Source organism: Streptomyces sp. 549 (assembly GCF_030124175.1).
In the GTDB taxonomy this organism is placed as follows: Bacteria; Actinomycetota; Actinomycetes; order Streptomycetales; family Streptomycetaceae; genus Streptomyces.
In genome coordinates, this window is record NZ_JASKMT010000011.1 from 178,780 (window position 1) to 185,004 (window position 6,225).

The 6,225-nt window shown below is 72.6% G+C and carries 4 protein-coding genes; 2 read left to right on the forward strand and 2 right to left on the reverse strand.

The features are described 5' to 3' along the window. The first annotated feature begins 114 nt into the window (after nt 1-114). Nucleotides 115-2,133 carry an acetoacetate--CoA ligase gene (locus QNO07_RS15355; protein WP_283992559.1) on the forward strand — a complete coding sequence of 673 codons (2,019 nt, stop codon included), beginning with the start codon at nt 115-117 and terminating at the stop codon, nt 2,131-2,133. 99 nt (nt 2,134-2,232) lie between these two features. Further along, nucleotides 2,233-3,213, forward strand: coding sequence for a DUF8829 domain-containing protein (locus QNO07_RS15360; RefSeq protein WP_283992560.1), 981 nt, complete (start codon nt 2,233-2,235; stop codon nt 3,211-3,213). Nucleotides 3,214-3,365: 152 nt separating this feature from the next. Here QNO07_RS15360 and ptsP read toward each other — a convergent pair whose 3' ends face one another. Then, a complete protein-coding gene (ptsP, locus tag QNO07_RS15365) occupies nt 3,366-5,036 on the reverse strand; it encodes a phosphoenolpyruvate--protein phosphotransferase (protein WP_283992561.1) in 1,671 nt (556 codons plus the stop codon). 85 nt (nt 5,037-5,121) lie between these two features. Then, nucleotides 5,122-5,571, reverse strand: a complete 450-nt coding sequence (locus QNO07_RS15370) for a PTS sugar transporter subunit IIA (protein ID WP_283992562.1) — start codon at nt 5,569-5,571, stop codon at nt 5,122-5,124. Between the last annotated feature and the right edge of the window lie 654 nt (nt 5,572-6,225).

The window sequence follows — 6,225 nt, forward strand, 5'->3', positions numbered from 1 at the left end:
CCACCCTGGTGCGCCGCGCCCGCACATGGCATCGTCCCTGTCAGCCGCCGCGTCACGCGCACACCCCGCCCGTGCGCGGACCACGCCCACCACGCGTACAGCACGGGAGCCGCCATGACCGCAGCCCACACCGACGACCGCTCCGCCGCGCAGCCCCAGCCCCTGTGGCAGCCAGGACCGGACCGGATCGCGGCGTCCGGCATCACCCGCTTCCACGAGTGGGCCGCCCGCCACCACGGCGCGCCCGCCCCCGTCCCCGGCGACCCGGCCGCCGGATACGCCGCGCTGCACCGCTGGTCCGTCGACGACCTACCCGCGTTCTGGCAGTCCGTCACCGAGTGGTTCGACGTCCGCTTCGGCACCCCGCCGAGCACCGTGCTGGGCGACCGGACCATGCCCGGCGCCCAGTGGTTCCCCGGGGCCACCGTCAACTACGCCGAACACGCCCTGCGCACCGCCCTCGACCCGGCCCGCGCCGGAACGCCCGCGCTGCTGCACGTCGACGAGACCCACGAACCCGTACCGCTGACCTGGACCGAACTCCGCCGCCAGGTCGGCTCGCTCGCCGACGCGCTCCGCGACCTCGGCGTCCGACCCGGGGACCGCGTCAGCGGCTACCTGCCCAACATCCCGCAGGCGGCGGTCGCACTGCTCGCCACCGCCGCCGTCGGCGGCGTGTGGACCTCCTGCGCCCCGGACTTCGGCGCCCGCAGCGTGCTGGACCGCTTCCAGCAGGTCGAGCCGGTCGTGCTTTTCGCTGTCGACGGCTACCGCTACGGCGGCAAGGAGCACGACCGCACCGCCACCGTCGCCGAGCTGCGCCGCGCCCTGCCCTCGCTGCGCGCCACCGTGCACGTCCCGCTGCTCGGCACCCCGGCGCCCGACGGCGCGCGGCTCTGGGACGACCTCACCGCCGCCGACACCGAACCGGTCTTCGAACAGGTCCCCTTCGACCACCCGCTGTGGGTGCTGTACTCCTCCGGCACCACCGGCCTGCCCAAGGCCCTGGTCCAGTCGCAGGGCGGCATCCTGCTCGAACACCTCAAGCAGCTGGGACTGCACAGTGACCTCGGGCCGGGCGACCGCTTCTTCTGGTACACCTCCACCGGCTGGATGATGTGGAACTTCCTCATCTCCGGCCTGCTCACCGGAACCACCGTCATCACCTACGACGGCAGCCCCGGCCACCCGGCGACCGACGCCCAGTGGCGCATCGCCGAACGCACCGGCGCCACCTTCTACGGCACGTCGGCCGCCTACGTCATGGCCTGCCGCAAGGCGGACGTGCACCCCGGCCGCGACTTCGACCTCTCCGCGCTCACCTGCGTCGCCACCACCGGCTCACCGCTTCCGCCCGACGGCTTCCGCTGGCTGCACGAGGAAGTGGCCAAGGACCTGTGGATCGCCTCCGTCAGCGGCGGCACCGACGTGTGCAGCTGCTTCGCCGGTGCGGTCCCCACCCTGCCCGTGCACATCGGAGAGCTCCAGGCACCCTGCCTGGGCACCGACCTCCAGTCCTGGGACCCGCAGGGCCGCCCCCTGGTCGGCGAGGTGGGGGAACTCGTCGTCACCAACCCCATGCCCTCGATGCCGGTCTCCTTCTGGAACGACCTCGACGGCGCCCGCTACCGCGACAGCTACTTCGAGATGTACCCCGGCGTGTGGCGCCACGGCGACTGGATCACCGTCACCGACCGCGGTTCGGTCGTCATCCACGGCCGTTCCGACTCCACTCTCAACCGCCAGGGTGTGCGCATGGGGTCGGCCGACATCTACGAGGCCGTCGAGCGGCTGCCCGAGATCCGCGAGTCCCTGGTGATCGGGCTGGAACTGCCCGACGGCGGCTACTGGATGCCGTTGTTCGTGCACCTCGCCGACGGAGCCGTGCTCGACGACGACCTGCGCGCCCGCATCGGCCGGACCGTCCGCGAGCAGCTGTCCCCCCGGCACGTACCGGACGAGGTCATCGCCGTGGAAGCCGTGCCGCACACCCTGACCGGCAAACGTCTGGAGGTCCCGGTCAAGCGGCTGCTGCAGGGCACCGAACTCACCAAGGCCGTCAACCCCGGTTCCGTGGACCGGCCCGAACTGCTCGACTTCTACGCCGAACTCGGCCGCCGAAGGGTCCGCTGAGCGGCCGTTGTCAGTCCCCCTGGCTACGCTGCGTGAGCAGATGGCAGCGCCACATGAGTACGGCGCCGCAGCAGTCAGCCGCAGCAGCCAGGGGGACCCATGCCGCAGCACACCGGCAAGCAGACCAGCCGCACCCACCGCGCACGCCGGACCCGAAGCCACCCCGCACGCCGCAACCGGCCGTGCACCACACGCCCGCTTCCCGGCCACCGGCGCCGCCTGGCCGCCACCCGCGGTGAAGTCCCCAGCGTGCTCGCGCTGCTCACCGACCCAGCGGACTTCGCCGCCATGCGCCGGTACCCGACCTTCCCGTTCACCGACCACCGCGCCTACCTGAAACGGCTCGACGCCCTGCTGCGCTCCCTCGCCGGGCAGGGAGTGCACGTCCGCGTCGTGCGCTTCCGCCCCGACGACTTCGTCCGCTACTGCCGCCGCCACCGTCTCGACCCCGACAGCGGCCCGAGCCGGGCCGGCTACACCGCTCACGCAGCGCACACGGACCACTCCCTGCCCTACACCGGGCAGCCCGTACACCGCTTGCTGCCCCTGCTCGGCCGGCACCCCGCGGACCGGACGGCGCCCGTGCCCGGCGACGGGCCGGGCCCCAGGGCCCGGAACCCGGCGGCGCGGGAGCGCGCCCGCGCGCTCGGGCTCGTCCTGGCCCTGCTGGAAGCCGCCGGCCCCGGACGCCACCACCTCGTGTGCAGCGTCAGTACCGCGGAGGTTCCCCATCCGCGCACCGCCGTGCTCAGCGCCGTCGGCGCGGTCCGCCGCGCCGCCGACCGCCCGTCCGGCCGGTCCGGGCCCGACCTCGCTGTCGACGAGCACGACCTGGACCAGTTCACGCGCCTGCTGGCGGACGCCGCTGCCGGCCGCAGCCGCGGCGGGGTGGTGCTGCGGACCCGCCACCTCGCCACGGAGACGGTCCGCGGCTGGCAGCTGTCGGCCGGCGGGCTGCGACCGCTGTCGGCCTCCGAGGTGTTCGCCGCCTACTGCACGGACGCCACCACGGGCGAACCGCTGCCGCCGGAACCCGGCGTCGACTACCAGGCCGGTTTCCCGCTGCCCGGCTCCGGCTGAGCGCGGCAGCCGGGACACCTGGCAGCCGCCCGCCGTCCGCAACGCACGGTGCCGGGCCCCCGCACTCCGCGGGGCACCCGGCACCGTCCGGCCGGTCGACGGCCGATGTCCTCACGCACTCGTCAGGCGCGTGTCACGCGCGATCCCTCAACTCACTCCCCGGAGAGCACCGCCTGCGCGGCCGCCCGCGCCTCGTCGGCGCTGTCCGAGGCGCGCGCCGCGGCAGCGGCCCGCTCGCACTGGGCCAGCGTGTGCTTCGCCAGCGTCGCCCGCACATAGGGAATGGAGGCCGCGCCCATCGACAGGCTGGTGACACCGAGCCCAGTCAGCACACAGGCGAGCAGCGGGTCGGCCGCCGCCTCACCGCAGACTCCGCAGCTCTTGCCCTCGGCCTTCGCCGCGTCCGCGGACAGCGCGACCAGATCCAGCAGCGCCGGCTGCCAGGGGTCCTGGAGCCGGGACACCGCACCGACCTGGCGGTCAGCCGCGAAGGTGTACTGGGCCAGGTCGTTGGTACCCAGCGACAGGAACTCGACCTCCTGGAGCACCGAACGTGCCCGCAGAGCCGCCGAGGGGATCTCGACCATCGCACCGAACTTCGCCCGCAGACCCGCCTCGCGGCAGGCGTCCGCGAACGCCTTGGCGTCTGCACGATCGGCGACCATCGGCGCCATCACCTCGAGGTAGACCGGCAGCCCTTCGGCGGCCTTGGCGAGCGCCGTCAGCTGGGTGCGCAGCACCTCGGGGTGGTCCAGCAGACTGCGCAGACCGCGCACGCCGAGTGCCGGGTTCGGCTCCTCGCCCGGTGTCAGGAAGTCCAGCGGCTTGTCGGCGCCGGCATCCAGCACCCGCACCACGACCCGGCCCTCCGGGAACGCCTCCAGCACGGAGCGGTACGCCGTGACCTGCTTCTCCTCCGACGGAGCATGCTTGCTGTCGTCGAGGAACAGGAACTCGGTCCGGAACAGCCCCACACCCTCGGCACCCGCGGCGACGGCCGCCGGCACGTCCGCGGGCCCGCCCACGTTCGCCAGCAGCGGCACCTTGTGCCCGTCCGACGTGGCGCCCGGACCGGTGCTCGCGGACAGCGCCGCCCGGCGCTCGGCCGCGGCCTGCTCAAGCGCCGCACGCTCGTCGGCGTCCGGGTTGACGATGACCTCGCCGCTGCTGCCGTCCACCGCGACCACGGTGCCCTCGGGCAGCTCGCCGGCACCCGGCAGCGCCACGATCGCGGGCACGCCCAGGGCCCGCGCCAGAATCGCGCTGTGACTGGTCGGACCACCCTCCTCGGTGACGAAGCCCAGCACGAGAGCCGGGTCGAGCAGCGCGGTGTCGGCCGGCGCCAGATCGCGCGCGATCAGGACGTACGGCTCGTCGCTGTCCGGTACACCCGGCATCGGCACGCCGAGCAGACGCGCCACGATCCGGTTGCGCACGTCGTCCAGGTCGGCCACCCGCCCGGCGAGGTACTCGCCGGCCCCCGCCAGCAGGGCCCGGTAGGAGGCGAACGCGTCGTAGACACCGCGCTCGGCGGTACTGCCGACAGCGATCCGGCGTTCCACGTCCGCCATCAACTCGGGGTCCTGTGCCATGAGCGCCTGGGCCTCCAGCACGGCCTGGGCCTCACCGCCGGCCAGGTTGCCCCGCGCGTTGAGGTCGGCCGCCACGGCGTCGACCGCCTGGCGGGCCCGCTGCTGCTCCCGGGGAGCGTCGTCCGGGGCGATCTGCTTGGCCGGGGGTTCCAGCACCGCAGTACCCATGTGCCGTACCTCGCCGATCGCCACACCGTGGCTGACGCCGACGCCTCGAAGCTTTGTGTCCATCTCACCCGTCTCCGGTTGGTGCGGCGACCCAGCCGCCGCGGTTCTTCACGTACAGGTCCGGCACCGGCGGTGCCGGAAGCGGCGGTCAGCTCCAGTCGAAGAGGGTCTCGCCGACACGGATCTCGGAGTCCTCGGCGACACCGGCGAGGGAGTCCGCGGTCGCTTCGAGTGCGACGACCGGCGAGATGGGGGACTTGCCGGCCTGCTCGACGGCGGCCGGGTTCCAGCGCACGACCGGATCGCCGCGCTTGACGCTGTCGCCCTTGGCGGCGAGCAGCTCGAAGCCCTCGCCGTTGAGCTGCACGGTGTCGATCCCCAGGTGGGTGAGCACGCCGTGCCCTTCCGCGTCGACGACCACGAAGGCGTGCGGGTGCAGGGACACGATGATCCCGTCGACGGGCGACACGGCCTCGGAGGGCTCGCGCACCGGGTCGATGGCGGTTCCGGGTCCGACCATCGCGCCGGAGAACACCGGGTCGGGCACTGCCGCGAGTCCGATGGCGCGTCCGGTGAGCGGGGACGTCACGGTGGTCATGGGAAGCCTCCCAGGGCGGTGATTGTTCAGCCGCCGTCGCTTCGTGTCCGGACGGCGTACCGTTCAGAAGCGTAAGTCATAGGAACTGCCGATTCCGTCCCCGTCCACGGGCGTGCCGACCCCCGTGACCTGCAGCCTGCCCAGCGACTTCCGGTCGGGGACGTGTGGATGAGGGGCGTGCCACCGGGCCACCCCGCGTCCTGGTCCGCAGGACCGTCCGCCGATGTGCGTCGGCGACCCGCCAACTGCTAGTGTCTGTCCTCGCCCCACGGGTCGCCGTTGACTCGGTGCGCGGGGGGCGGTAGATTCGAACAGTTGCCTGGAGCCCGGTGGGCTCGGCAGCAACATGTGAGTATCTGATGTGCCTCCGAGGACGCACGTGGCAACGCGGGTGGTTATCGGAAGCACTTTTCGAATTCCAGTGGGAATCATTTCGGCCGGTTCGATCGGCCTGAATGGCTCTGCTAGAGTCGGAAGCGCCGAAAGGTTGATGCCGCGAGGTGAATACCGGAAAGCGTGAAGGGGATTCCAGTCTCCCTCGGGTTCGGATCTGGTCGGTGAAACGGCCGGTGAGAGTCTGGTAAGGTTGGAAACACCGAAGGGAAGCGCCCGGAGGAGGCCCGGAAGGGAATCCGAAGGAAGCGTCCGTTCCTT